The following is a 25477-nucleotide window of genomic DNA, read 5'->3' as shown; positions in this document are numbered from 1 at the left end:
TATCGATCGTTACTTTCTGATCTTTGAAATCTTGTAGGGCTTCCTTATGGCTTTATGTGCAGCCTCGCGTGCTATTTTCGCTTCCAGATCCGATACTTTCTCGGGTTTGTAGGTTGTCTTCCTCGGGTCGAGGTTGAACAATTTACCGTACCACGTCAGGGCGGCTGCGTATCGTCCGTAATCCAGGTTCAGGTGGTATCCATCTCGGGTCAACTTATCGCCTACCGAGCTTGTGCGGAAGTTTTGAATCGCCGTTCCCGAAGGTACGATAAAGGCATAATCGCCGATTTTCTCCAATTCTTTGCTCACATGCATGATGCTGTCATACATCGTCAGCTGGTCATTGTTATAGTTTTTGAAGCCTTCGTGCTTGGAATCCTGTTGGTAAGCCCATGTTTGGTGATACAGTAATTTAGTGGAGGAATGGACATGCGCAAATACATAGGTCCACAAGTCAGTCAGGGATTCATTGATGACATCAAGTTTTCCGGATAGCGGACTTGCCTGTTGCAAGCTGACATAATCCCAATTCTCATCGGCTAGGGCATCTTCCAGACTGGTACTATCTTTCGTAACCTTCTTTCCGTCCTCACCGATCTTACGGTAACTGTAAGCCTTCAGGTTGTTATGCGCATTGTTGAGGTGCAGCTCAAGCGGTGCTCCACCGATATATAGGTTTCCGATGACGATCTTTTTGCCTGCTGCAGTTGCCAACTCATGCAGGTAATTTTCTAGCGCATCTTCCGAAAAACTATTCCCGATAGCCAATACTTTCATAACGTCATCATCGGATGGGGACTTTTTCTCTTGGGCAAAAATAAACTGCAGTTGCAACAGGAGCACAACGAACAGCAGGGATAGCTTTTTCATATATCTCGAAATTTGAATGGACAAACTGTGGGATGGTAATCGGAAACCGCCAAATACTATTCGGGATCGGCATGAATGCCATGACAGCCATGCGCTTGCAATTCCGGAATAATTTATCGCCGCTACTTTGTACACCGTCCGCAACTATAAATGTACAAAAAAATAGCAGGAGGCTAATATTTATGCCGAAAATTAATAACAGTTCTGATGGTGAATGTTTTGCATTTTTACGTCGGGAATGTGATAAAATAAGGCTAATTTTGAAGAATATGGCGTATAAGTTTATTGACAATTACAGGGAGCAGGGCGCGCGGAAACAATTGGTGAGGCATCTGGAAAAACGAGGCATCGAAGATCAGCAGGTCTTACGGGCGATCGGAAAAGTGCCACGCCATTATTTCTTCGACGAGACGTTCTGGAACCAAGCTTATCGTGATATTGCTTTCCCAATCGGGGATGGACAGACCATTTCTCAACCTTACACCGTAGCCTACCAAAGTCAGCTGTTGCACATCCGTAAGGGTGATAAAGTGTTGGAAATCGGGACGGGCTCTGGCTACCAGACCTGCATCCTCCTGGAATTGGGGGCAAAGGTATACACCATTGAACGCCAGGAAAACCTGTTTAACAGAACTATCCAAGTATTACCATATATGGGGTACAAGCCGAATTTCTTTCTGGGTGATGGTTCCAAGGGCATTCCGGAACATGCACCTTATGACAAGATCATCGTGACTGCCGGAGCGCCGTTCGTGCCGGAAAAAATGTTGAAGCAACTCCGCTTGGGTGGTTTATTGGTGATTCCTGTAGGCGATGAGAAATTCCAGAAAATGGTCACCATTCTGCGGGTCGGTGAAAATGACTTCGAGCGCATTGAACTAGACACCTTCCGGTTCGTTCCACTGGTGGGCGATCAAGCCTGGTAAAAGATTCTCCCAAAGGGCGTAGCACCTACGCCCGACACAAATCCTTCCTTTCTTTTAAACTCCCCAAACTTTCCTGTTCATAATCAGGAATAATTATTTTCACAAAAAGAAAATTAATATATTTATAAAAACATATTATTCTTTCTTTATGGCAGCAAAAAATGTATCGAACATTGGTAAGGTTTCAGGACAGGCACATAAATCCGCCAATGTCACGAACAAGGGCGTTGTCCATTTCCAGAAAGATCAAGAGCAATTTTCCATGAAGCCAAATTCCGAGAACCCCAGTAACCAGCAGGTCAAGCTTAAACTTATGCAGCAGCACCTTTCATTCATCCAACCCTTTGTGAAACGCGGATTTAAATATTATTTCCCGAATTTCAATCCCCAGAATGCAGCGTTATCCTATAATCTGCAGCATGCTATCGATGAAAGCGAAACAGAACTGCAAATCCTCTGGGAAAAGTTCTCTTTCAGCCAAGGACCTGCCAATCCAATCGACAGCGCTGCATTACATATCAGTGCCGAGCAGCAGATTCTCTCCATCAGTTGGACACTCAATCCGCAATTGCAGATCAAGGAGAAAATGGCGGAATACAAGGCCATGGTTCTCTTGTTTCCGGACAAACCAACAAAGCATCCCATCATCGCAGAGATGTACGGCAATTCGCCCCTTAGTGCACAACAACTTATCCCCTTGGGGAAATCCCTTAAAAAGATCAAATACCATGTTTATATTGCCTTTGGCCCCATCAACGATTTGACACCTTGCACAAGCAGTAAATACCTCGGTAGCATCGATTGGAAAACGGAATAACCCATTCCACAAATAGCTAATCTTAACTAGATTATTCATCATTTTAAAATAATTGCAAATTTTGTTATTGCAATTCATGATTCTTTATCTATTTTTGGCTCAATTTTTAATTGTTCTAAATAAGAATAAGATGCATTACCTAAGCAAAAACGCAACATACAAAGTCGTAATTACCCTTTTATTTTTGATTCAAATTGCTTTTGCACAAGAATTTAACATCCAGGTTCAATCTCCAGATTTACGTCCGCAAGCGGATGTAAACATTCGGATCAACGGAAAATCCTTGGGCCGAACGGATAGCAATGGAGAATTTAGCTATAGCTTAAATGACTTCAAACAACCCATCCAATTGCAATTATCCTATACAGGTTTCGAACCGATTAAATACACCTTCCGGACCGATACACTCACATCCCCCCTTCAATTTGTTCTTCAAGAGAAAAATAACCTGGATGAGATTGTGGTTACGGCGGGGCGTAAACCGGAACACATTTCCACAGTGCCCTCTTCGATCACGATCCTGACCAGCAAGGAAATTGAAGCACAAAGTCAGATCAGCACCAATATTTCCAACATCCTTGGAAATACAGTCCCGGGATTGGGTGTAAGCAACAACAAGGCGACCAATACCGGGCAAACACTTCGTGGCCGTTCGGTCTTAGTATTGATCGATGGAATTCCACAATCTACCCCATTGATGAACGGGGCACGGGATATCCGCTCCATCGATCCAGCGGTGATCGAACGCGTGGAGGTCATTAAGGGCGCAACTTCGATTTATGGAAATGGATCTGCCGGAGGTATCATCAACTACATTACCAAGACGAATAAAGACAGTAACAAACCATTTTCGGGCAGCACCAACCTGAGCAGTACCTTAAATCCGTACCACAGCAGTGAAACATTTGGCTACCGTGTCGATCAATCCTTCTTTGGTCGCGCAAATAAATGGAACTATACCGTAAGCGGAACTGTGGATTATACAGGTCTACAGCGTGACGCCGACGGACTTCCATTGGGCCAAACCGATGGCTTGTCCAACTCTTACCAATACAATGCGTTTTTAAAAGTCGGTTATGAAATCGACACCACTTCCTCCATATCGTTGCTGTATAATTTCTTCAACAGCAGCCAGCATGCGAAGTACATCAGTAAAGTCGGCAAATACGGTTCGGAAGCTACGATCGGTATAGCGGGTGAAGACCCAGGAAAGCCTACCGGTACACCGTATAACCACAATGCCATGCTTACCTACAGCAAGAACAACCTGATCGGAAAAACCTCCCTGCAAGCATCGCTGTACTACAACACCTTCCGGTCCATGAACCGCTATATAGAAAAGGGCACTGCATGGTACGGTCCGGGACAGACCCAGATCAATTCGGAGAAAAAAGGACTTCGCCTGAACCTGAATACGCCATTTCGATTGCTGAATTCCCAAGCGGATGTAACTTATGGCTTGGACTTACTCAACGATATTACAGACCAGAACCTGACCGATGGCCGGATCTATATTCCTGACATGAATATGGTTAATTTTGCACCCTATGCACAATTGCGTGTTGACTTCTTTGAGAACCTGATCTTTAAAGGGGGTGTTCGGTATGAAAATGCAACCGTGAAGATCAAGGATTTCCATACCATTGCCTCAGGTCCGAACAACGAGGGCAGCATCGCGGTTACAGGGGGAGAAATACCTTATAAAGGCGCAACATTCAATGCCGGACTTCGCTACAATAAATTTGATTTCTTCAATCCTTTTGTAAGCTTTTCACAGGGATTTGCCATCAATGAGTTGGGCCGAATCGTACGCCGCGCTACAGACAACGATTTGGACAGCATCAAAACCGATCCGGTTATCACCAATAACTATGAAATCGGGTTCAGCAGCAATTACAGCATCTTCAATTTCTCGGCCGCCTATTACTACAGTACCTCGAAATTGGGGGTGGAATTGGTCGATGTAAATGGCTATCTGGTTGCTCAGCGATTACCAGAAAAGGTGCAGGGTGTAGAATTTGCCCTGAACGCGAGACTATCCGATACCTGGACCCTTGGTGGGACCTATACCCATGTGGAAGGTAAAGCGGAAGATTCCGAAAATGAAGACCACTACCTCAATGGTACGCGCATAACACCGGATAAAGCCACAGCATATGTCTATTATAGTCCCATTCCTGCTTTGAACCTCCAACTCCACTATATCCTTACCGGATCAAGGGATCGTTTCGAACCGAATGACAAAGGGGTGTACAAGAACAGTGAAGGTCGTGTCAAGTCCATCGACCTGTTCAACCTGACAGGTAGCTACCGGATCAACCGTAATTGGGCTGTCGGATTGGGTATTGAAAATCTTTTGAATAAAGACTATTTCCCTGTTGTCAGCCAATACCGCGCCGTGGATGCGGAATATGTAAAGGGAACTGGCACTACAGCATCACTGAATATCAATTACAGATTCTAAGATGATAAAACGGGGTATCCTATGGTTGCACAAGTGGCTCGGGCTAACAACGGGAATTGTCGTTGTCATCCTTGGTCTTACGGGTTGTATCTACACCTTTGTGGATGAACTCAAACTCCTATGCTACCCCGAAAAATACTTCCTTGAGGATACCTATACCGGTGATGCACTTCCGCTCAGTACGCTGCGTGCATCTGCCGAGAAACATCTTCAAGCAAATGAACAGGTTTCGCGTGTCGACCTCTACCCGGCAAAGAACCGATCCTGGATATTTCGTATACAGGATGTGGATAACACTGCTTTTGGGTATTGGAACCAGTTTAAAACCTATAAACGGATTTTCATGAATCCCTATACCGGTCAACTCGTTGCCATTGAAAATTCAAAAACTGAGTTTTTCCAGATCACCCTGCAACTGCACATGAACCTCCTATTGGGCAAAAAAGTCGGCACATGGGTTGTCGGGGTGTCCACCATCATTTTTGTGGTTACCCTAATTTCCGGAATGGTCCTGTGGTGGCCGAAACGCTGGCGGGGCAAGGCATTGAAACGCAGTGTGTGGATCGACTGGAAAGCCAAGTGGAAAAGACTGAATTACGACCTTCACAATGTCATGGGATTTTACTCCTTCCTATTGGCGTTGGTCATTGCTATTACGGGGCTGGTCTTTACGTATCCATCTTTCAAGACGGGATATATCCAATTTTTCAATGCCCTGGACAGCCAACAGAAAGTGGATGCTCCGCCACCGGTTACATCCATTCCCATGCATTTTCAAAATGGCGAACAACTGGACAATGCCCTACATTTCCTCCTAAAGAAATACCCTCAATCGGGAATGATGTCCATCCGCAGCAGCAAACCAGAAAATGAGACTTTTGATGTCCAGATTCGGATGCAGGAAATGAAAACGGGAGATTTCAAATGGTATTACTTCAGCAAAGCGGAGAATAAAGTCGACCGGGTCAATGCGCCTGCCACACTTCAGTTGGGCGATCGGATCGGAACCTTGAATTACGACCTCCATACCGGTAATATCGGCGGTCTGCCTACGAAAATACTGGCTTTTATCATTTCTCTTTTCTGTGCTGTCTTACCCGTAACAGGGTTTATCCTGTGGCGCCACAAGGTGCAGGCACAGGCACGAAAGACAAAAAAGAAAAAGAAGGTTCTTCAAACCAACGCTTAATACGGATCGACATCTATCTGCACGCGTACCCCTTTATTCTTCTTATCGAGTTCAAAATGCAGGAGAGCCTGTTTGATCAGCTCCTTCACTTTCACAATGGAAATCTGTTGCCGTTCAATCTTGAGGGTAATGGTCTGGATGTAGTTATTCCGAACACGGGCCACCAGTGGAGGTTCTGGTCCGAGGACCCTTGCACCCAATTGCTGGCGTAAAAGCGATGCCAGGTTTTTGGCAGCGTGGTTCACCAGATCTTGGTCCGTATGTTTTACATCCAATTTGATGAGCCTATAGAAAGGTGGATATTGGTAGTTCTTTCGTTCCGTGACCTCCGTCATGAACATATCCAGGTAATTGTGATTGGTCACCTGTTCCAAAATCCGATGGTTCGGCGTGTTGGTCTGGATGATCACCTTTCCTGGAGTCTGCCTTCGACCGGCACGACCCGAAACCTGAGAAAATAGTGAAAAGGCACGCTCATATGCTCGAAAATCAGGGAAGTTGATCATGGAATCGGCGTTGATAATACCGATCAATGTTACATTCCCAAAATCAAGGCCTTTGGTAATCATCTGCGTACCGATCAGCACATCGTATTCCTGATTATCAAATGCGGAGATGACCTTGTCGAAACCATACTTCCCTTTGGTGGAGTCAAGGTCCAACCGACCAATGCGTAGATTCGGGAGCTGCAGTTCCAGCTCCTCTTCCACCCTTTCGGTACCGAAGCCCTTACTTTGCATATTGGGCAAACCGCAAGCTGGGCAGGTCTGGACCAGTTCTTCGGAGAAACCACAGTAATGGCAATGCATCAGGTTACTCGATTTGTGGAAGGTTAAACTGACATCACAATTGATGCATTTGGCGACATACCCACAGGTTCCACACTGGAGAAATGGGGTGTGTCCGCGCCGATTCTGGAAGAGGATCACCTGTTCCTTACGCTTTACAGCCTCATCAATTTCGCGCAACAGATCCGCACTGAAGTAGGAAAACATCTCTTCCTTCCGGGAGGCTGCTGTAATATCGATAATCTGAATCTCGGGCATCTTAGCTTCTCCATAACGCTCCAACAGCTCGATCAATCCATACTTACCTGCCTTGGCGTTATAATAGCTTTCCACCGATGGTGTCGCTGATCCCAACAATACCTTTGCTTGGTGTTGATGCGCCAGGTAGATGGCGGTATCGCGGGCATGGTAGCGCGGTGCCGGATCGTATTGTTTGTAGGAATTCTCGTGCTCTTCATCTACAATGATCAGCCCCAAGTTGTGGAACGGCAGGAAAACAGACGATCGTGCGCCCACAACGACCTTAAATTCGGAGTTGTTAACCTTATGCCATACTTCTGCGCGTTCATTATCATTGAACTTGGAATGGTACACCCCTAACTTATCACCGAAATGCAACTTCAACCGTTCAGTAATCTGTGCGGTCAGCGCAATTTCAGGCAACAGGTATAGGGCCGTCTTGCCTTGGGCAAGTGTTTCCTCAATGAGTCGGATATACAATTGCGTCTTCCCTGAGGCGGTTACCCCATGCAGCAGATTGACATCCTTTTCCTTAAATTCAAGTTTTATTTTATCGTAAGCAGTCTGTTGAGCCTCGCTGAACGTAAAGTCTGGAGATAATAAAATATCCGTTCCTTCGAATCGACTGACAACTTTTTCTTCGACAGTCAGTACGCCTTTATCGATCAAACCGGTAATTGCTCCAGCACCACACCCCGACGCTTCCATTACATCCTGCCGGGAGATATCATTCTTTGTTTTCAGCAACTGTAGAAAAGCAATAATAGCATCCTGTTGCTTTGGCGCCCGATTTAGGCTATCCAATAGTTCGCGGCGACCATCGGCATCGTTAAATTCCGAAGCCAGCCGCAAGTAAGCTTTTGTTTTCGGTTTATAACGTTCCTTAATCTCCTCAGAGATGAGGATATAGCCATGTTCAAACAAACTACGCAGCAGTGGAAAGACAGTTTTCTGTCCCAATATCTTGATCACATCGTTTACCGATAGTTCGCCAGCGATATCCAACGCTTCCAGAATCATATACCCTTTATCGGATACTGCTGAACGGTCCAGATTGGGATCATCGGAAGCTACGATTTTGGTTTCGGAAGCCATTTTCAGCGCAGCCGGCAAAGCGGCCTGCATCACATCCCCCACATAGCACATGTAGTATTCCGCGATCCAATCCCACAGCTCCAATTGTCGCTCATGCAGGATGGGCTTTTGATCTGCGACATCCAGGATATATTTAGCTTCGTACTGCTGCGGCGCCTCCGTCGTAATGGTGCGCACAATACCTGAATAGATCTTGTTGCGACCAAATTGAACAATAACGCGCACACCAATTTGCACCTTATCATTCAATTCCTGTGGAACCCGGTAGGTGTACGTCTTGGCAATCGCCAAAGGCAACACCACCTCCACAAATAAAGTTTTACGATTCCCTGAGGACAGATCCAGTTGAGACATAAACAAAAATAACATTTTTCTCGGGTTTAAACCCCATCTGGCAGTGCGATAACAAGCGACTCGCCTATTTCACATATAAAAACAGCTCCTTCGCCGACGATCATAAAAAAAGCGACCCTAGGGTCGCCTCAATATCTCGTTTTTCACATCGTTATGTACACGTCTCTCGTGCTATGCCCTGTTCTTCATTGCGGCAACAAAAAGTGCGATCCACCCGACCATAAAACATAGTCCGCCCAATGGAGTTACCGGACCGATGATGGAAATATTTTCGATGCCCAATAGATTTCTTGTGCTCAATAGGTAAAGTGAACCCGAAAACAAGAATATACCCAGGGTGAACATGATGTAGGAAACCTTAATCGATTGGCTTTTTGCTCTAGAGAATGTCGATAAGAACAATAAGGCTAGGGTGTGGTAGAAATGGTACTGATTTGCTGTCCCCCACGTTTCCAATTGTTTATCGGAAATCTTACCTTCCAAACCATGTGCGCCGAAAGCGCCAAGAATTACAGCTAACAGCCCAAAAAAAGCAGCAGTCAGGATAATTTGTTTGTTCATAAATTGAAGCTAAAATAATCGCTTATGATTTTTCGTTTATAAATGTATAAAATAAATCATAAAACCACTCCTAATTTTGCATTTTTGTCTATATTGAAATTGAAAACAAATAAAAGGAAGTCTTTTCGTCCATGAGAAATACAATTATTGTTTCCGTTCTCCTCTTCATAGCCGTGGTCGTTGCTTCGGTGTTCTATTTCGGAGATCTGAATAAAGAGAAGAAAGAAGCCGTACGACCCATCCAACATTTACCTGCAGATACGTATTTGATCACATCCTTTGTGAATGATGCATCCACAGATAAAACGTTCATGGACTTTGAAATCTTCGAAGCCATGCTCGGGAAGCAACAGATGGACCAATTGAATCACCTCAAGAATCATGTATTGCGCAGTCAAAACCTGGATGAATACATTAATGGAACGGATGTTTTCATTTCCCTCCATCCAGGGAAGGAATCCGTGAGTACCTTGTTCAGTGTACCAAGCCAAACCAAACTCAAACAGGCGGAGGTTGACCAGGGCATGCTGACGATCAGTTCCAAGTATAAAGTCACTACGCAGGATACAGCAGGAATCCGCATCTATCAGTTTCTTAAAACGGAAAAAGATACCGTTGAACGAGACCATAAATTGACCGATTCCATCTTCTATGTTTCTTACCTGGAGAACATCTTCTTTGCCAGCTTTGACAAAGAACTGTTGTTCAAGATCAATGATAGGAAGACCCCGAAATTAAATGAGGAACAATTGACGTTCTTCAATGAGCACAACAACAGAAATGCCCCTTTCACCGTCTATTTGCCACAACAAAATATGCCCGCTTTCGTAGCAGCATTCAAGAAAAATAGAGCGGGTGATTTCCTTCGGCAGTTCATCAATCTAAAAGGACAAACCGTCTGGAACATCAACTATAAGAATGATGCCCTGATGCTGACCGGGGAAAGTGAATTGGTCGATACCGAAAAGGAATATATAGCGCTTTTTGCCAACCAACAGAAATCAACCCAACGGTTGTACAACTATTTCCCATCCAACAGCATGATTTTCATTGAATATTCCTTCAGTGATGCTTCGACTTGGTTTTCGGACCTCAGTCGCTGGCAATCCACGCAGGACAACTTCAAGCAATTGCAGGGACAGGAAACACAGTTGAAAAAAGAAAAAGAAGGCATGCTGGATGCTTTCCGGAACAACCTGGCCGGTAATTTTGCCGTCGTGGAGCAGACCAATTCGGACTATCTGGGATTTGTGAGCCTTAAGGACACTACAGTATTGGACTCCACGCTCAGTGACTTTGCGGAGAGCGTTGGTGACAGCATCTACCGATTCCGCTATGCGAATATGCCATACCGTTTTTTTGGGGATGGCCTGAAAGCTTTTTCCAGACCTTATTTCATCTTGATCGATGACCTATTGGTTATGGCGAACCATCAGAGTACCCTCACAGAATACCGCCGCAAGTGGAACCGACGGGATCTCTTGGTCGGTGAATTGGGATTCAAGAATTATGAACAGATTCAGGGAAATGAAGCCAATGTGACGTTCTTCCTGAACTCCGGCAATGCGAAGAATTTCCTTCAGAATGTGCTGAATGATAAATACAGCAGGAACTTCCGCAACGATGAAGAATATGGCTACCAAGAATTTTACTCGTGGTCGCTGCAGCTGTCCGGAAATGGCGGCAATTTCCTGAGCCGATTCTACGCCATCTACAAGAGCAAGAATCGCCTGGGCGAAAATGCGGAATGGGAATATAAATTGGGCAGCCGCCTGATCAATGGCCCGTATGTCTTCGAATATGCGGACACGTCACAGATGATCATCGCACAGGAGCAGGACCATACCCTACATGCCATTCACCCATCGGGAACCAAACAATGGTCTACCCTAGTTGCGGGAAGATTAGTAGGCGGCATCCAACAATTGAAGGACCGCAGCCTCTTGGCCGTAACGGATCGCAGAAGACTATACCGGATGGATACCGAAGGCAAGAACCTCAGTGGTTTCTCCACGAGCTTACCAGCTGAGCCAACCGGAAAACCCATCGTGGTGGATTGGGATGGTCAGGAACGTATAATTATCCCTGCTTCCTCCCGCCTTTTAGCATACGACATGGATGGCGGACCGATTACAGGCTGGGACAATGTACAGGTGGAAGGGGAAATCCTCGGTTTGCCGCAATTGTTGGACAATCAGATCGTGGTGCAGACCAGCTACGGGCGCATCTACTTTTTTGATGCTTCCGGAAATGAAGCCAAGCAGATCGATCTGGAAGGCGACGTGAATTTCGTGAGCCCATTGGCTGTATTGAACAGGGACAACCGTTACATATTCTATGCCGTTGATGATGCTGGCCAGGTGCATGAAATCCAAGGTGATGGCACGACGAAGGTTGTCACGGAAGGTACTTGGCGCTCCGGATTCAAGGTATATGTAGAAAACATACAAGGCAATTCCACACCGGAAATGCTGATTACAGATGGCAATGTTTTGCAGGTGTATGAATTGGCGGACCCGTTGCGTCCTGTTTTTGACTATACATTCTCACAGAATATTGCCGACGAGCCCTTGTTCTTCCCTGCTCCAGGGGGTATGAAACAGCTGGGGATTGCCGTTCAGGGAAATAACCTGATTTATGTCTTCAATTCGGATGGTGGCGTGCTGGAAGGATTCCCATTGGAAGCGCAGCCCCTATTTTACTATGGTAAAATCAATTACAATACAGGCAATTACTTGATCAGTACGAAGCGCGATTTCAAACTTTATGCCTACAGGCATTAAGCTGTTCGTAATCAAGCTTTTCAGGACATCGCTTAATTTGCAAGCGGTACAACTTTAGCCGTTAATTTTTTTTATTTGCAGATTTTTTTTCAGTAGGTTTGCAATCACAAAATACGTATGTTACAAGGAGAAGAATTTTTAACAGAACTAGCTAAACCTAAGAAGATTATCATCACAACCCATCATAAACCGGATGGCGATGCGTTAGGCTCGTCATTGGGTCTATACCATTGGTTGAAAAAGAAGGGACATGACGTGCATGTTGTGCTTTCTTCGGATTTCCCTGCCTTCTTGGAGTGGATGCCCGGTTTTGAGACCTTGATCTATTATCCGGAACAGCCAGATCGTGCACAACAACTGTTCGATGAGGCAGCGATTATTTTCTGTTTGGATTACAGTGCACTTTCCCGTACCAATATCCTGGAACCGGTTATCCGCGCAGCCAAAGGGCAGAAATGGATGATCGACCATCACCTGGATCCCGAAGATTTCGCACAGGTGTCCTATTGGGATTCCAATGCTGCAGCAACTGCTCAGCTGGTGTATACTTTTATTGCCGACGTCTATAACGACAAGGAAGGTATTGATGATGTAATTGCCAGTTGCCTATATACCGGTATTATGACGGATACTGGATCGTTCCGCTTCAAGTCAACCACCTCTGCCGTTCACCATATCATTGCCAACCTGATTGATGCAGGCGCACGAAACTGGGAGATCCATGAGAACATCTACAACAGCTCTACGGAGAACCGATTAAAATTCTTGGGCTATTGCCTACTGAATTGCCTGGAAGTGATTCCGGAATACCATACAGCACTTTTTGCTTTGACCCGCGAGGATCTGCAGAAGTTCAATGTGACCACTGGTGATACCGAAGGGTTGGTGAACTACGCCCTATCGATCAAAGGCATTCGATTGGCAGGACTATTTGTTGATAGAACTGAATTAATTAAATTATCTTTGCGTTCCATTGGCGATATCCCTTGCAATGAAATCTGCAAGAAACATTTCAATGGCGGTGGCCATTTGAATGCTGCCGGTGGAAATTCAACGGAAGATCTACAGACTGTCGTGAACCGTTTCAAATCGGTATTACCGGAATATAAAGAGTATTTAACATAAGCATATAATAAGCGTTATAAATAGAAAAATGAAAAAATCAATTTTAGTATTAACAGCAGTAGCAGGTCTAGCGCTTGCATCTTGCCAGAATTTCAAAAAAGGCGAAGGTGGCCTAGAATACAAGTTCTTCGAGGACAAAGCCAGCGAAAAAGCAGTAGGTGGTGACGTTCTTGCCATGGACATCGTTGTTAAAACAGACCGTGACTCCCTTTTGGCTAGCACATATGACCTTGGATTACCGCAGATTGCACCTATCGTTCCAGATTCCTTAATGCAAGGTGGTTACCCAGGTGACAATAACACAATCCTAAAAATGTTAGGTGAAGGTGATAGCGCCGTATTTAAATTGGATTTAGATACCATGGCTGCTAGAACTGGACAACCTAAACCAGAATTCGCAGACAAGTACATCCAATTCACGATTAAAGTCAAAAAACACTTTAAGAAAGGTAACTTAACTGATTCAGCACTTTTTGACCAAGTAAACAAATACTACATGGGCGAAATGGAAGGCTTGAAGAAAGCAGAAGAGAGCAAAATCGCTGGATTCGTTGAAAAAAACAAATTGCAACCAAAGAAAACTGCTTCAGGTTTACAGTACGTAATCAAAGAAGAAGGTAAAGGTGCTAATCCTGTAGTTGGTGATACCGTAGTATTGAACTATACCGGTAAATTAACGAATGGAAAAGTTTTCGATACCAGCAATTTGGATATCGCGAAGAAAGAAAACAGCTTCCACCCGATGAAACAATATGAGCCATTGCGCGTTCGTATCGGACACACACCAGTGATTCAAGGATGGACTGAAGGTCTTCAATTATTGAAAAAAGGATCAAAAGCTACTTTCATCATTCCTTCAGCTTTAGGTTATGGTGAGCGTCAGCAAAGCAACTTGATTCCACCGTATGCACCATTGGTGTTTGATGTGGAAATCACGGACATCATTGCAGGCCCTAAAGGTGATACACCACAGGTAACTCCACCGACTGGAGCACCTACTCAAATTCCTGTTAACTAAACAGGTGATAAATTACAATATTCTTAAAAAAACGCAGTTTTCATTATGATAACTGCGTTTTTTTATTCATTTCAAACAGGTTAACTAACAATATGTTAACTTTGGCACCATGGCAGCGCAAATTGACCTAAAGAATCAGACCTTAACGGATACACATACCCATATTTACTACCATGCAGGCACCCCTAAATTGGCGGAGCAGATGCAGCGTTGTTTTGATCAGGGTATTACCCGTCTATTCCTTCCGAATGTCGATATCGACTCGATGGAAAAGGTCTTCGAAACGGTCGATGCCTACCCATCGAATTGTTTCCCCATGTTGGGGTTGCACCCATGCGACGTAAAGGAAAATTTCCAGGAGGTATTGGCTACCATCCGTCAGCGCATCGATACGGCCAAGATCTATGCGATCGGTGAGATCGGCATTGACCTCTATTGGGACAAGTCCACACTAGCCTGGCAACAGGAAGCCTTCCGCCAGCAGATCCGCTGGGCGAAAGAAATGGGCTTACCGATTTCCATCCATTGCCGAGAGGCTTTCGATGAGGTATTCGAGGTCTTGGAGTCCGAAAAGGACGAACGGCTATTCGGGATCTTCCATTGCTTCACGGGCAATCTGGAGCAAGCCCATCGCGCGATTAACCTCGGTTTCATGCTCGGAATCGGTGGCGTCCTGACCTTTAAGAAGGCCGGACTGGATGCCGTTGTAAAGGAGATCGATCTCAAGCACATTGTACTGGAAACAGATGCACCCTACCTCGCTCCCGTGCCTTTCCGTGGTAAAGAAAATGAAAGCAGCTACCTGTACTATGTAGCCGAAAAATTAGCAGACATCCATGAGATGGCAATCGATAAGATTGCTGAAATAACAACAAATAACTCCAAACTAATCTTTAAAATTTAATCGATGCACAATATATTCATCATTTACACCGGTGGAACAATTGGTATGGTACAAGATGAAGAAACAGGTACCTTTATTCCATTTGATTTTGAATTAATTGAAAAGAATTTACCCGACCTCAGTCGCTTGAACTATGAACTGACGGTCCATTCTTTTGATCCCATCATCGATTCTTCCAACATGCGCCCAAGCATCTGGTTGGAAATGGCAAAGATTATCCGCGACAATTACACGAAGTATGATGGTTTTGTGGTCTTACACGGTTCCGATACCATGGCGTTTTCCGCATCCATGCTGAGCTTCCTCTTGGAAGGCTTGCAGAAACCGGTAATTTTCTCCGGATCACAGCTCCCGATCGGCGAAATCCGCACCGATGCACGTGAGAACCTGATGACCGCCCTGGAAATCGCATCCGCCAAGAAAGATGGACGTTCCATTATTCAAGAAGTCTGCATTCTGTTCGACAACAAGCTCTTCCGTGGAAACCGCTCCTTCAAATACAATTCGGATAAATTCGAGGCTTTCCGCTCTCCGAATTACCCTGTTCTTGCTGAGGCGGGCATCCATATCCGCTACAACGAGGAAGTCCTCTTAAATAATGACGACAAGGAATTCATCTGTCATTACGATATCGACAACCAAGTTGGGGTTTTGAAGTTATTCCCGGGCATCAGTACGGAAACTATTGAAGCTGTATTGAACTCCAATGTACGCAGTATCGTTATGGAAACTTTCGGTAGCGGCAATACCATGACGGATAAGTGGTTCTTGGATCTTCTGGAAGGTGCTATTAAATCCGGAAAGAACATCCTGGACATTTCCCAGTGCAAGGTTGGTTCGGTAGAACTGGGGCGTTACGAGACCTCTCAGGGCCTTCAGACCATTGGTGTACTCAATGGGTATGACATGACATTTGAGACCGCTGTAACCAAGCTCATGTACCTTCAGGGGGAATTATCCAGCCAAGAAGAAGTAGCACATTGGGTACAGCAGCCTATTCGCGGGGAATTGACTAAGAATGATTAGTCAAGACCTCAGCGACAACAAAGGTACTTCCACCGATAAAGATCAAATCACCTTCCTTATACGCTTTTAATGCCTCTTGGTAAGCATCTTCCACGCTAGGGTATGGATTGCCCTGCAAATCGAAGGATGCTGCCTGCTCGGTTAGTTCCGCGGCACTCATCGCTCTTGGCATGTCAGGTGCTCCAAAGTAATAATGCGCATGCTTAGGCAGTTGTGGAAGGATATGTGCCAGGTCTTTATCCTTCATTGCGCCCATGACGATGTGCAAGTGATGAAAATTAAGGGTGGTCAGGTTTCGTACCACGGCTTTAATGCCGTCCTCATTATGTCCGGTATCACAGATCACCCAAGGATCGGTGCTCAGGGTTTCCCAACGCCCACGCAAACCGGTTGCCTGTTGCACATGGGACAGACCATAGCGTACCTGTTCTTCCGTCAGGGTATACCCCATTTCACGAAGGCTATCCACTACGCAGAGCACCCCAATAATATTTTTCCGTTGGTAAGATCCGGCCAGGTCCAGGTGCCATACATGGCATTCCTTAGTCTTGACATCCTCAACCGCGACATCCATCCCCGTCAGTTTCCTTTCGGATTGACGAACGGTATATACATCCTCCGCAAAAGTTAGCGGACTATCACCTGCTGCCGCTTTGTCCACAAAAACAGAGACGATCTCTTCCTGTTTCTCCGACACAATTACCGGAACGCCAGGCTTGATAATGCCGGCCTTTTCCCCAGCGATCTCCTGAATGGTATCACCAAGGATATTCATATGGTCCATGCCGATATTGGTGATGAGGCATAATTCCGGTAGGATGATGTTTGTGCTATCGAGCCTTCCACCCAAACCGACCTCGATCACAGCGATGTCCACCTGCTCTTCTGCAAAGAAAGCAAATGCCATCGCAACGGTGACTTCAAAAAACGAAGGTTTGATGTCCTCGATGAATTCCCGGTTGGCATTGACGAAATCCACTACCCATTGCTGGGGAATCATCTGCCCATCGATGCGGATGCGCTCTCTGAAGTCCACCAAATGAGGCGAGGTATATAATCCTGTCTTCAGGCCTGCTGCTGCCAAAATGGAGGCGGTCATGTGTGAGGATGATCCCTTGCCGTTGGTACCGGCGATATGTATGGATTTGAATTTGTGCTGGGGGTTGCCGAAGTGCTGGCAAAACAATAGGGTCTTATCGACGTCGGGGTTGATGGCTGAGGCACCATCACGTGTAAACATAGGTAATCGAGCAAAAAGATACTCGATTACCTCTGTAAATGTTTTCATATATGCAGTATTATCGTACTCTAAATCTGAAAGTAATCAGACCGGTTTGGGTCTGTGGAGCATTAGGGAGCTCGTTCAGGCGTGCATTTTCCACCGCACGGATACATTTCTCGATCAAACGGTAATCCGCGATCGTGGTTCCTTTGGCCTGTCTTGCACGGACGATTTTACCACTTTTGTCCACGGTAAATTCAATCTTGACAATTCCGGTCTGTTGGCCGTTATCATCAATCTTTGGTGGGACGGTAAAGCGTCTATTCTCCAGGGAAAGCATGGCATTTCCGAATCCGGAACCACCTTCACCATAGTTGCTGGCCAATGGGTCACCCAGTTTGGAGCCTTGGTTTCCGGCTGTGGACCCTGTACCATCACCTGTTCCCTGTGCATTGTTCTTTTTCCCTTTGTACAGGGCATTTGGATTTACTGCCGGTGTAGCGTTCTTTTTCTCCGCTGTGGTCTGTTCAGCGACCGCCTTTACAGGTTTCTCCGCTTTGGCAACAACGGGTGCCTCTTCCACATCCTGCGTGGCGACAGCCTTATCGGCTACCTGCTGGGATGGTGTAGGGATCGGTGTTGAATTCGGATCGATCTTATCGGGCCGTACATTATTCGCATTCTCATCCATGGAAGGTTCATCCACGCTCATATAGTCATCACCCATACCTTCTGGGGATGTACCATAGTTCACGATGATACCACCCATACCGTATTCTGGAATGTCTTGACCAAAGACAATGAAGAATCCGATAGCTGCCAAGGCAGCCATCACCAATGAGGATATCCCAAATGCCTTCGGCAGGTTATTTTCTTCGCGATATTGATTGTAATACATGTCCTTATCTCTTCTTTGTTACGACCATTCAAATCCCAAAACGTTTAATGGCAGTGCCATTAATCTTTCTTGGGTTCGGTAGCCAATACCAATTTAACCTTCAACCTGTTCGCAACATCCATGACCGAAATCACGTTCTGGATCGGCACGGTGCTATCCGCGTACAACATAATGGTCAGCTCCTCACCTGTTGCCTGGTTGGATTGGATATAAGATTCCAATTGCTCCAAAGGGACAGGTTGCTTATCCACATGGTAGACCAGATCACTGGTTATGGAAATGGTCATGGTTTTTTTCGCTACCGATTGCTCCCCAGCGCTGGACTTAGGCAACAGCAATTTCACCACCTGAGGGTTGGAGACTGCGGAAGCCAATAGGAAGAACAACATCAAGAAGAACATGATATCGTTCAGCGCCGCGGTGTGCACTTCTGCAGCAGGTTTATTTCTTCTATTTCGTAAATTCATTTTAGCTCGTTTACTGTAATCGGTTACCCGGATTACATGCTTGGTTCATCCAATAAATCAATAAATTCAATAGCATCCGTTTCGATGCGCAAGATCAAGCGCTCAACCATCATGTTCAGGATATGATAACCGATGTAGGCTAAGATACCAATGGTCAGACCCGATGCCGAAGCGATCATCTTCACGTAAAGACCTCCGGATACCGAACCGATATCGATACCACCGGCCATCTCCACATCACGGAAGATCTGGATAACCCCGAAAATCGTACCTACGAAACCAAGCATCGGCGCGATACCGGCAATGATACCCAAGATATTGATGTTTTTCTCCAAGCGGGAAACTTCCAACTTACCTTGGTTCTCGATCGCACCTTCGATATCTTTGATCGGACGACCAACGCGTGTCAATCCTTTTTGCAACATTCTGGAAAGTGCTGAGTTATTGGAACGACAAGCGGCCATCGCTGCATCGATCTTACCCGATAATACATTGCTCTTTACCTGTGCCAGTAATCCACCTTCGGAACGGCTTGCCTTACGGATCGTGATGTAACGTTCAAAGAATATAACCAATCCCAAGAAGAATAACAAGAGGATTGGAATCATAATCCATCCACCCTTCATTAATAACTCTAAAAGATTAAGATCATCCGTTGTAGCTAAAGCTACCGGTTGCTGTTGTTGCATTTGGTTCAATGTGTCAACGATCGCTGGGTTTTGTACTAATGACATAGTTTAAAAGAATATTTTACTGTTTTGATTGATTACTATTTAATTTTTTGATGCCAAGCATCGGATACATAGTGCTTGCGCACATATTTTAATGCAGAATCTGCCTGTAATTTTGTTTCGTAGGAATCCCAGATTACTTTTTTCTTGTTATGCGCCAGATTGCTCGGAATCACCCGTACGGATTCAACGCCTGCCTTGTTAAAAGATTCGGCTTGTTCGTACGCCTGAGCCAGGGTACTGTGCGTACCGATAACAATCTGATAGGTGTGATTTGCCGGAATAAGTGGATTGTACACTTTCTTACCCGTTGTGTCTGCCGCCAGGGAATCTGCCAGAACCGCTTTACTGCTATCCAAAGTGGATGCCTGAGCGATGCTATCGGTAGTTCCTGAAGTTGAATCCGATCCAGCGGCCGTTGTTGCCTCCGGTGCCGCGGATGAAGACCAATTGAAGTAAACCAATGCCCCAATGATCAAGAGGGCCAGCAGACCGACCCATATGTACCAGGAAGATTTACCCGCAGGTCTACTGTATTCTTCTTCATATACCGGTTCATTAACGGGAGCTTCCACCACTTCCTCGGCAATCGGCGTTTCTACGACCTCTTCCACTTCTGGTGCTGGAGCTGGAACCGGTTCTACGGTTTCTTCGACCACAGGGGTCTCTTCCTCCCGCTCAGCAATTGTCCGTTCGATGGGTTGCAATTGAAATCCACTCAGGTCTTCGGCTTTGAAAACCAAGGATGACCCGTGCTTGATCAGTTGTCCGACATGATTCAGCTGCACCTGACCATTGTCCCGGATGTTCGCCAACAAAGTGACAACAGCCTCTTCCACTTCGGCTTCAGCGGCCTGCTTGGAAAGCTGCTTGGCCTGCTGCAGATAGTCCACGAAATCTACACCTGAGGTGGATTTCGCATCAAACTCCAGGTAAGTGACCGGTGGCAGATATACAGCCCGTTTCTCATCGTAAACTGAAGGTGTATGAATGCGCTTGAATACCCCCAAACCCTTCACATAAACCTCGTTACGGCGCTTTAATAACTGATGAATATATCTACCTAAATCCATTTATCCTGTTCCTGCTGCAAAGTTATAGTTTGTTCGATTAAAAAGAAAAATTTACACCACCTAAAATATTAAATCCTAGTTTCGGATAATACAGGTAGCGAGAATATTCCGTATTTAACATGTTGTTCGCTTTCACAAAGATCCCTAATTGCTTGGTGGCCTTGTATTCTGCACCAGCACTCAAATCAAAGAACGACGCAACTGTCGCTTTCTTATAATCCGTAGGTACTGTGGTTGCATCCAAATAGGTGTATTCCTTCGCGTAGGAATTCCCATGGAATAGGGCCTCAGCATCGATAAATAATTTCTCTGAAATATTGAATCGCGCATTTGCTGCCAATCTCATCTTTGGCATGTGCCAAGCTTCCTCCTGATTGACCATGGTGTATTGGTCAATGTTCAAGCGACCACCTAAGTTCACTAGGGCCGATAGGCGTACATTGATCTCCCCTTCGATACCGACATGTTTCACCGCGTCATCGCCGTTTCCGTCATAGACCAGGTCAAAATTGAATGGCGTCGTGGCATTGTTCACGAACATGGCCAAGCCCTCTACCTTCCGGTAGAAACCTTTTACCTTATAGCCAAAGGTTGCTCCTGCATTCCCTTTGATACCCCCATAGATATTCATCCGCTCGATGGTATTCTGGATATTGAAATTGGAACCTAAATATGGATTCAAACGCGTGAAGTCGCGGAAAGATCCTTTTTCCACACCGCCAGTAACCCCACCAAAGATGTAGAAGTAACCCGGTGCCAAAGCGAAGTCAATCTCTGCTTCTGGGAACACATTGAAACGGGAGCTGTCGCCAAATTCAGAAACAATGTTCGCGCCCAAGGTAATGTTGTAGTTCTCCCCTTTGAAACGGATGTATGGATTGATGTTCGCCACGGAGTTATTCAACTTCGCGTCTGGTGTGTTCACACCTTTAATGGTATTGTAATCCAAGGATAGATTCGCTCCGGCATTGAATGCTCTGTAGCGTTTGTTCAGGTATCCCGATAGCGCAATGGAACTTTCCCTTGCCTCGTACTTATCGTTATACGTATAGGCATCTGCCTTTACGGAATAACTTAATGCATCTTCGTTCTCTGGGTCGAAATTGCTGGTCAATTCACCTGTAAAGTAGATATCATTGAAACGTTGCGCCTCACGCGATGGGTTCAATGAAATATTGTCAACAGTGGTTGGAATTCCATAAAAACGGGTTCCGAAACCATTGTAGCCGATCACGCCATCTACGGTAAACATAGGGAAAATACGGCGTCCGAAGATACCCACTTCCTGTTTGGAGAACTTTTGATCCTCCAGGCTACCCTTCTGGCTCAGGTGCTTCGCAAAACCACCGAAACGGATATCCTCATAATCCTCTACGGCAAAGTACGCTTCACCTAGAATAGTATTGAAGTTACCCGCACCAAATTTGATGTAATTGCTCTTGTAATCGGCAATCTTCGAGAATGGCGTCTCCATCACCTGGAGGGCGCTCAATCCCGTATTGATATCCAATTTCTTATCCTGTACATTTCCATAGTTAAGTTTAGGCATGTACTCACGCTTGTTGGCCATATCAGGGCTACGGCGGATTTTTACCGCATCAGCAAGAATAGGTCTGTAATCACGTACGATATCAAAAGAGTCTAAGGTTACTGGGCGGTCTACGGTATCGCGTTTCTGCGCATAGGCCCCGAAACCAGCACTTAATAATAAAGTTAATATGGTTGATCTTTTAAAAACTTTGTTCAACTTCATCTGTCCTATTCTTATTTAATTTTTTCCAATAGTTTTGTCGCCTCATCCAAGATTCCATCATCCTTATTCTCGTAATTGTCGATCACACTCTCCAGCGTTGATTTCGCCTGGAAGTTATCGCCCTTACCTTGGTACGCTTGGGCCATAATGATAAAGCCTTTTGCTACCCAGTAATCGTAAGAAGAGAAGGAGTCGGAAATATCAAATGCTGATTTGATAGCACCATCGTAATTCTTGTTCTTCAATTGTTGTTCTGCCACTAAGAAACGGGCTTCCGCTCCGGTTTCTGTTTTGGACTTCAATGCCGCAAGGTTCAATTCTTTCATACCTTCGCCACCTTTACTTGTCGATAGGTAAGCCTTCGCCGCATACAGGTGCGCCTTAGCGATATCCTCTTCCGATGACTTCTCATACTTCTTGATGATGTTCGCATAGTTCAGCGTTTCTGCATAGTCGCCCATGTTGAAATAACTGGTCAACAAATTGTTCACCGCCCAACCGTAGTTCTCTTTGTATTCGGAAGTCAATTCCAGTTTCTTCAGAACCTGTACGGCTTCATTGTAGGCGTTGTTGCGCAGGTGCAATTTCGCTACGGAGATCAAGGTACGCTCGGTATACGCCGAGGTCCAGTCGTTCATGATGATATTGAAATCATGCATGGCTTCCTTGTCCTTACCCAATTGCGCATTACTTTCCGCACGGATAAAACGGGCATGTTTCTCTTGGATCGGTTTCGGGAATTTATCGAAATAGGCATTGATGGCTTCCACGGATGCCTGCCAGTTTCCACGGTCGAATAACGTACGGGCAATGGAGAACGTACGGGCATCTTGCTCAGCCGTGCTCAAATCACCAATATTCGTTCCGGTAGCATAACGGATATAACCCGATGCATCACCACGATCCAAATAAATATTTTCAATGGATGATAACGCTTGCTTAGCCTCGTCCGTTGTCGGATATTGGTTTACCACACGTTGGAAGGTCGCAAGAGCGGCATCATTTTCGTCTTTGTTGTACTGTACCAAACCGATGGTCGTCAGTGCTCTTGGCACATACGAACTTCTCGGGTATTGTTCCACCATTTTCTGCAGCCCGGTGATGGCACGGTCGTGATCCCCCATCAAGAAATAGGTATACGGGATTTCAAAGGCTACATCATCGGCATAGTTTGATTTCGGATATTTCGACATCACGGTGTTCAGTGTGGAAATTTTACCGTTGTTATCACCCTGTAAGCCCAATAGGATCCCCTTTTGGAAAAGTGCGTAATCCTGACTCTGTGCTCCTGATGCGATCAATCTATCGTAATAGTTGGCCGCTTTGCTGTAATTTTTGATGGCCAAGTAGGAATCCGCAGCGCGCGCCATAGCGTCATTGCGCGTATTCAAGTCGATACCATCCTTACCACCACTAGCCAGGAAGCGTTCGAAATAGTTGGCCGCCGTACTGTAGTTATCCGCACGGAATGCCGCGTATGCCAAAGCATAATTGGCATAATTGTACACATCTGTCTTACGCGCTGCCGGCAAGGAAAGGAATCTGTTGAAGGCGGCTACGGCCTCTTTGTATTTCCGAACCTCATACATCGCTTCGGCCTTCCAATACGTTGCCAACGCATAGATCTCCTCATCATAACGGTTCGCTTCGGAACGCATGAACATGGAGATTGCATTTTCAAAGGCACGCTCGTTGTAATATTCCAAACCACGGTAATAGGTTACTTTCTGGTAGGCTGCATTCGCATCCCGACCTCTGTTTGGCAAATCTTCCAACACGTCTACCGCTGCGCGGTAGTTCTTCGTGCTCAACAACACCTCGGCCAATAAGGTCTTTGCCTCTTCCGCACGACGGGTTCTTGGGTAGGTTGCGATATATTCATTGATGGCATCCAATGCAACCTGGTGGAATTCCAGATCATAGGATAACTTCGCATAGTTGAATAAACCTTCCTCCTTCAATTGTGGGTCGAAATCCAATTTCGATGCACGGAAGAAAGCATTTCTTGCGCTCTGTTTATTTCCGGTTTTCAGGAAGGCATCACCCAAGGTAATCATGGCACTCTGGAAGTACGCATCCGGTTCTTCCAATTTTTCCAATTCGCTAATCGCCTTTTCGTAGTTACCCAGCTTGTAGTTGATATAACCGATCTGGTAGCTGTCCTGGTTGTTTTGTGTCTTCCCTTGGTCCTGTGCCTGGAATCTATCGTAGTAATCCTTGGATTTATCGAGGTCACCCTTGATAAAGTAGGTCGCAGCGATAATGCGGAGCATTTCCGTTTCACTTTCCTGCTTGGTGGACTCCAATTTTGGCAGTGCATAGGCCAATACGTCATCGTAACGCTTATCTAAGAAGTATAGTGCCGTGATGTAGTATGGGTAGCTGTTTTCATAAGTTTTCGACCCTTCTAGGCGCTCAAACTCATTCAATGCTGTTTTGTATTCTTGATTTAGGTAGCTCAGGTAGGCTGAATAGTAGATGGAAGCCTCTTGGTACTGTCCGCCCTTATCTTTCAACTCGTTGAATACCGGTCTTGCGGCTTCATAATCGCCGGTCATGAATTTGGCATAGGCCAATTTAAAACGGTATTCTGTGTTTTCCGCTCCGGCTAGATTATTGCCATCGATTTTTTCGAACCACTCGATTGCCTTGGCATAATCTTTCTTCGCATAATATGATTTACCGATTTGGAAATATGCCGCTTTGGAGTTGGAGCTTGCCGGGTAATCGCGGAGGTATTTCAAGAAACGTCCTTCTGCATCGCTCTCCCCCAATTCCAGGGCACACACCGCTTGGTAATAACGAACGTTTTCTTTCAATAACGACAGCTCTTCAGTCTCATCTAGCTGCAGCGTCGACTTCGTACGGATCTCCTCAAACTTGTCGAATTGCTTCGCCGCTGAACTGAATTTCCCTCTCTCATAAAGCTCCAGTCCGTCCTTATAGGCCTTGTTCACCTCCTGCCATGCCGAGTGCTGTGCCAATACGGGCGTACTCATCAAGCTTAAGGCTATTCCTGCCTGGTAAATTTTTTTATACATATGATTGAATACTCCTTTAAATGAATCCTTTTCTATTAAAAACATACCATTCCACTGGCGAAATGATACAATTCCTTCAACCTACGAAATTAGTGTATAAGTTGTATGTTTTCCTCAAAAGTTCTTAACAAC

19 protein-coding genes are annotated in these 25477 nt (G+C 45.5%); 9 read left to right on the top strand and 10 right to left on the bottom strand.

Features of this window, described 5'->3' with window-relative positions:
* Window positions 1-9 precede the first annotated feature (9 nt).
* Window positions 10-870 (bottom strand): DUF4886 domain-containing protein, encoded by an 861-nt coding sequence (locus G6N79_RS06755; protein ID WP_103906913.1) that lies wholly within the window; start codon window positions 868-870, stop codon window positions 10-12.
* A gap of 269 nt (window positions 871-1139) precedes the next feature.
* On the opposite strand from G6N79_RS06755, the gene G6N79_RS06750 reads away from it, so the two are divergent.
* From G6N79_RS06750 to G6N79_RS06735, 4 genes are all read left to right on the top strand, one after another.
* Window positions 1140-1796 (top strand): protein-L-isoaspartate(D-aspartate) O-methyltransferase, encoded by a 657-nt coding sequence (locus G6N79_RS06750; RefSeq protein WP_103906912.1) that lies wholly within the window; start codon window positions 1140-1142, stop codon window positions 1794-1796.
* 148 nt (window positions 1797-1944) lie between these two features.
* Window positions 1945-2613, top strand: coding sequence for a DUF6266 family protein (locus tag G6N79_RS06745; protein ID WP_103906911.1), 669 nt, complete (start codon window positions 1945-1947; stop codon window positions 2611-2613).
* 130 nt (window positions 2614-2743) lie between these two features.
* Window positions 2744-5077, top strand: coding sequence for a TonB-dependent receptor (locus G6N79_RS06740; RefSeq protein WP_103906910.1), 2334 nt, complete (start codon window positions 2744-2746; stop codon window positions 5075-5077).
* Window position 5078: 1 nt separating this feature from the next.
* Window positions 5079-6266 (top strand): PepSY-associated TM helix domain-containing protein, encoded by a 1188-nt coding sequence (locus G6N79_RS06735; protein WP_103906909.1) that lies wholly within the window; start codon window positions 5079-5081, stop codon window positions 6264-6266.
* On the opposite strand, the gene priA is transcribed toward G6N79_RS06735, so the two are convergent.
* The gene (gene priA, locus G6N79_RS06730) at window positions 6263-8758 is read right to left on the bottom strand and encodes a replication restart helicase PriA (RefSeq protein WP_234993221.1); all 2496 of its coding nucleotides are present in this window, start codon (window positions 8756-8758) and stop codon (window positions 6263-6265) included. The two genes, G6N79_RS06735 and priA, sit on opposite strands and share 4 nt — an antisense overlap.
* Window positions 8759-8914: 156 nt before the next feature.
* Window positions 8915-9304: a DUF423 domain-containing protein gene (locus G6N79_RS06725; RefSeq protein WP_103906907.1), complete on the bottom strand. Its 390-nt coding sequence runs from the start codon at window positions 9302-9304 to the stop codon at window positions 8915-8917.
* A 131-nt stretch (window positions 9305-9435) separates the two neighbouring features.
* On the opposite strand from G6N79_RS06725, the gene G6N79_RS06720 reads away from it, so the two are divergent.
* The 5 genes from G6N79_RS06720 to G6N79_RS06700 all read left to right on the top strand — a co-directional run bounded on the left by G6N79_RS06720 (window position 9436) and on the right by G6N79_RS06700 (window position 16160).
* On the top strand, window positions 9436-12087 hold the full coding sequence (locus G6N79_RS06720; protein WP_103906906.1) for a PQQ-binding-like beta-propeller repeat protein: 2652 nt from the start codon (window positions 9436-9438) through the stop codon (window positions 12085-12087).
* 117 nt (window positions 12088-12204) lie between these two features.
* On the top strand, window positions 12205-13212 hold the full coding sequence (locus G6N79_RS06715) for a DHH family phosphoesterase (RefSeq protein ID WP_103906905.1): 1008 nt from the start codon (window positions 12205-12207) through the stop codon (window positions 13210-13212).
* 28 nt (window positions 13213-13240) lie between these two features.
* Complete coding sequence (locus tag G6N79_RS06710; RefSeq protein WP_103906904.1) at window positions 13241-14230, top strand: FKBP-type peptidyl-prolyl cis-trans isomerase; 990 nt, start codon at window positions 13241-13243, stop codon at window positions 14228-14230.
* Window positions 14231-14339: 109 nt separating this feature from the next.
* Window positions 14340-15134, top strand: a complete 795-nt coding sequence (locus G6N79_RS06705) for a TatD family hydrolase (protein WP_103906903.1) — start codon at window positions 14340-14342, stop codon at window positions 15132-15134.
* A 3-nt stretch (window positions 15135-15137) separates the two neighbouring features.
* A complete protein-coding gene (locus tag G6N79_RS06700; protein ID WP_103906902.1) occupies window positions 15138-16160 on the top strand; it encodes an asparaginase in 1023 nt (340 codons plus the stop codon).
* On the opposite strand, the gene G6N79_RS06695 is transcribed toward G6N79_RS06700, so the two are convergent.
* Genes G6N79_RS06695 through G6N79_RS06665 form a run of 7 tightly spaced genes read right to left on the bottom strand, consistent with a single transcriptional unit; the run spans window position 16147 to window position 25345 of the window.
* Window positions 16147-17448, bottom strand: coding sequence for a bifunctional folylpolyglutamate synthase/dihydrofolate synthase (locus G6N79_RS06695; RefSeq protein WP_103906901.1), 1302 nt, complete (start codon window positions 17446-17448; stop codon window positions 16147-16149). The two genes, G6N79_RS06700 and G6N79_RS06695, sit on opposite strands and share 14 nt — an antisense overlap.
* A 10-nt stretch (window positions 17449-17458) precedes the next feature.
* A complete protein-coding gene (locus G6N79_RS06690; RefSeq protein ID WP_103906900.1) occupies window positions 17459-18280 on the bottom strand; it encodes an energy transducer TonB in 822 nt (273 codons plus the stop codon).
* A gap of 59 nt (window positions 18281-18339) precedes the next feature.
* On the bottom strand, window positions 18340-18747 hold the full coding sequence (locus G6N79_RS06685; protein WP_103906899.1) for an ExbD/TolR family protein: 408 nt from the start codon (window positions 18745-18747) through the stop codon (window positions 18340-18342).
* A gap of 32 nt (window positions 18748-18779) precedes the next feature.
* Window positions 18780-19481, bottom strand: coding sequence for a MotA/TolQ/ExbB proton channel family protein (locus G6N79_RS06680; RefSeq protein ID WP_103906898.1), 702 nt, complete (start codon window positions 19479-19481; stop codon window positions 18780-18782).
* Window positions 19482-19516: 35 nt separating this feature from the next.
* Window positions 19517-20551: an HU domain-containing protein gene (locus tag G6N79_RS06675; protein WP_160003763.1), complete on the bottom strand. Its 1035-nt coding sequence runs from the start codon at window positions 20549-20551 to the stop codon at window positions 19517-19519.
* Between the two features lie 37 nt (window positions 20552-20588).
* A complete protein-coding gene (locus G6N79_RS06670) occupies window positions 20589-22304 on the bottom strand; it encodes a TonB-dependent receptor (protein ID WP_103906897.1) in 1716 nt (571 codons plus the stop codon).
* 11 nt (window positions 22305-22315) lie between these two features.
* Entirely contained in the window at window positions 22316-25345 is a 3030-nt protein-coding gene (locus tag G6N79_RS06665; RefSeq protein WP_103906930.1) for a tetratricopeptide repeat protein, read from the bottom strand.
* Window positions 25346-25477 lie beyond the last annotated feature (132 nt).

Source organism: Sphingobacterium lactis (assembly GCF_011046555.1).
GTDB lineage: Bacteria > Bacteroidota > Bacteroidia > Sphingobacteriales > Sphingobacteriaceae > Sphingobacterium > Sphingobacterium lactis.
The sequence above is the reverse complement of the archived record's forward strand: the minus strand, read 5'-3'. Positions and strand labels throughout refer to the sequence as shown.

Coding starts and splice junctions, on each gene's coding strand:
- G6N79_RS06740 (WP_103906910.1), top strand. CDS start 2,744: ATGCATTACCTAAGCAAAAACGCAACATACAAAGTCGTAATTACCCTT.
- G6N79_RS06690 (WP_103906900.1), bottom strand. CDS start 18,280: ATGTATTACAATCAATATCGCGAAGAAAATAACCTGCCGAAGGCATTT.
- G6N79_RS06755 (WP_103906913.1), bottom strand. CDS start 870: ATGAAAAAGCTATCCCTGCTGTTCGTTGTGCTCCTGTTGCAACTGCAG.
- G6N79_RS06670 (WP_103906897.1), bottom strand. CDS start 22,304: ATGAAGTTGAACAAAGTTTTTAAAAGATCAACCATATTAACTTTATTA.
- G6N79_RS06725 (WP_103906907.1), bottom strand. CDS start 9,304: ATGAACAAACAAATTATCCTGACTGCTGCTTTTTTTGGGCTGTTAGCT.
- G6N79_RS06695 (WP_103906901.1), bottom strand. CDS start 17,448: ATGAAAACATTTACAGAGGTAATCGAGTATCTTTTTGCTCGATTACCT.
- G6N79_RS06675 (WP_160003763.1), bottom strand. CDS start 20,551: ATGGATTTAGGTAGATATATTCATCAGTTATTAAAGCGCCGTAACGAG.
- G6N79_RS06745 (WP_103906911.1), top strand. CDS start 1,945: ATGGCAGCAAAAAATGTATCGAACATTGGTAAGGTTTCAGGACAGGCA.
- G6N79_RS06735 (WP_103906909.1), top strand. CDS start 5,079: ATGATAAAACGGGGTATCCTATGGTTGCACAAGTGGCTCGGGCTAACA.
- G6N79_RS06715 (WP_103906905.1), top strand. CDS start 12,205: ATGTTACAAGGAGAAGAATTTTTAACAGAACTAGCTAAACCTAAGAAG.
- G6N79_RS06685 (WP_103906899.1), bottom strand. CDS start 18,747: ATGAATTTACGAAATAGAAGAAATAAACCTGCTGCAGAAGTGCACACC.
- G6N79_RS06720 (WP_103906906.1), top strand. CDS start 9,436: ATGAGAAATACAATTATTGTTTCCGTTCTCCTCTTCATAGCCGTGGTC.
- G6N79_RS06710 (WP_103906904.1), top strand. CDS start 13,241: ATGAAAAAATCAATTTTAGTATTAACAGCAGTAGCAGGTCTAGCGCTT.
- G6N79_RS06700 (WP_103906902.1), top strand. CDS start 15,138: ATGCACAATATATTCATCATTTACACCGGTGGAACAATTGGTATGGTA.
- G6N79_RS06705 (WP_103906903.1), top strand. CDS start 14,340: ATGGCAGCGCAAATTGACCTAAAGAATCAGACCTTAACGGATACACAT.
- G6N79_RS06750 (WP_103906912.1), top strand. CDS start 1,140: ATGGCGTATAAGTTTATTGACAATTACAGGGAGCAGGGCGCGCGGAAA.
- priA (WP_234993221.1), bottom strand. CDS start 8,758: ATGTTATTTTTGTTTATGTCTCAACTGGATCTGTCCTCAGGGAATCGT.
- G6N79_RS06665 (WP_103906930.1), bottom strand. CDS start 25,345: ATGTATAAAAAAATTTACCAGGCAGGAATAGCCTTAAGCTTGATGAGT.
- G6N79_RS06680 (WP_103906898.1), bottom strand. CDS start 19,481: ATGTCATTAGTACAAAACCCAGCGATCGTTGACACATTGAACCAAATG.